We start from the raw sequence: 2,192 nt of genomic DNA, 5'->3' as shown, positions 1-2,192 counted from the left end.
ACCACCGGCCACGGCCGAGCCTCGGTCACCAGCTCCACCGACCCCGCCGACCAGTCGATGTGCGGCGACGGCGCGTCCACGTGCAGCGTGGCCGGCACGGTCGCGTGGCGCATCGCCTCGATCACCTTGATCACGCCGGCGACGCCGGCGGCGGCCTGCGCGTGACCCATGTTCGACTTGACCGATCCGAGCAGCAGCGGCGTCGACCGATCCTGCCCGTACGTGGCCAGCACCGCCTGCGCCTCGATCGGATCACCCAACGTCGTGCCGGTGCCGTGCGCCTCCACCACGTCCACGTCCGAGGTGGACAGCCCCGCGTCCGCCAGCGCGGCCCGGATCACCCGCTGCTGCGACGGCCCGTTCGGCGCGGTCAGGCCGTTGGACGCGCCGTCGGAGTTGACGGCCGAGCCGCGCACCAGCGCCAGCACCCGATGGCCGTGCCGCCGCGCGTCGGAGAGCCGTTCCACGAGCAGCATGCCGACGCCCTCGGACCAGCCGGTGCCGTCGGCGGCGGCGGCGAAGGACTTGCACCGCCCGTCGGCGGCGAGGCCGCCCTGCCGGGAGAACTCGGCGAACGTGTCCGGGGTGGCCATCACCGCGACACCGCCCGCGAGGGCCAGGTCGCACTCGCCGCGGCGCAGCGACTCGCCGGCCAGGTGCAGCGCGACCAGCGACGACGAGCAGGCCGTGTCGACGGTGACCGCCGGACCTTCCAGCCCGAGCGTGTACGCGACCCGGCCGGAGATGACGCTGTGCGCCCCGCCGGTCATCAGGTAGCCCTCGGTGCCCTCCGGCACCTCGGTCAGCCCGGTCCCGTACCCGGAGGTGGAGGCGCCGACGAACACGCCGGTGCGGCTGCCGGCCAGGCCGGTCGGGTCGACGCCGGCCCGTTCCAGCACCTCCCAGGCGGCTTCGAGGGTCAGCCGCTGCTGCGGGTCCATCGCGAGGGCCTCGCGGGGCGAGATACCGAAGAACGCGGGGTCGAAGCCGGTGGCCTCGGGCAGGAATCCGCCGGCCGGGGTGTAGCCGCTGTCCGGCGCGGGCACGGCCCAGCCCCGGTCGGTGGGGAACCCGCCGATCGCGTCGACGCCGTCGGCGACCAGACGCCACAGCTCCGCCGGGCCGCTGACCCCGCCCGGGTAGCGGCAGGCCATCCCGACCACCGCGATCGGCTCGTCGGTGTCGGCGGCGCGGGCCGGCCCGGCGGAGGCGACGGGCGTGGCGCCGAAAGCGGTCTCCCGCAGGTGTCGGGCCAGCTCGGCCGGGGTCGGGTGGTCGAAGACGAGAGTGGACGGCAGCCGCAGCCCGGTGGCCTCGTTCAGTCGGGTGCGCAGGTCCACCGCGGTGAGCGAGTCGAAGCCGAGGTCCTTGAACGGCCGGCCGCGCAGGTCGTCGGCGGTGCCGTGGCCGAGGACGCGGGCGGTCTGCTCGTCGACGATGCGCAGCAGTTCCCGTTCCTGCTCCGCCTCGGGCCGGTCGGCCAGGTGCCGCAGCGGCTCCGCGACACCGGCCGGCGCGGCGGCGTCCCGGGCCGCCTCGTCCTCGGCGAGCGCCCGCACCTGCGGCAGGTCGGACAGCAGCGGGCTGGGCCGGGTGAGCGTGAACGCCGGGTGGAAGCGGCTCCAGTCGACGTCGGCGACGGTGACGCCGGGTGTGGGTCGGTCCATCGCCCGGTCCAGCGCGAGCAGGGCCCGCCGGGGGTCGATGGTGGGCAGTCCCATCCGGTGCAACTGTTCGGTGGCGGCGTTCTTCGCGGCCATGCCGTCGGCGCCGCCCCAGGCGGTCCAGGCGACGGCGGTGGCGGCCAGGCCCCGGTCGTGGCGGTGCACCGCGAGCGCGTCGAGCAGCGAGTTGCCGGCGCCGTACGCGCACTGCCCGGCGCTGCCCCAGGTGCCGGAGACGGAGGAGAAGAGCAGGAACGCGGTGAGCGGCCGGTCGGCGAGGCACTCGTCGAGGTGCAGCGCGCCGAGTACCTTGCCGGCGACCACGTGGGCGAACTCGTCGAGGGTGGTGCCGGTCAGCGGGGTGAGCTGGTCGGTGCCGGCCGCGTGCACCACGGCGGTCAGGTCGGGCAGCGAGTCCAGCAGCGCGGCGACGGCCGTACGGTCGGTCATGTCGCAGGCGGCGGCGGTGACCCGCCCGTCGGCGCCGTGCTCGTCGAGCAGCGGAGCCAGGCCGGGGGTGTCGGCGCC

General features: G+C 75.9%; 1 protein-coding gene. It reads right to left on the bottom strand.

Translation table 11 applies throughout. The annotated features are described in order from the left end of the window. Nucleotides 1-2,192 (bottom strand): beta-ketoacyl synthase N-terminal-like domain-containing protein (locus tag HUW36_RS31415; RefSeq protein WP_174531391.1); only part of this gene is annotated, 2,192 nt, incomplete at both ends.

Origin of the sequence: Micromonospora maritima (assembly GCF_902825405.1) — a bacterium.
Classification (GTDB): Bacteria; Actinomycetota; Actinomycetes; order Mycobacteriales; family Micromonosporaceae; genus Micromonospora; species Micromonospora maritima.
Note: the sequence above shows the minus strand (reverse complement) of the source record. Positions and strands in the feature narration are given on the sequence as shown.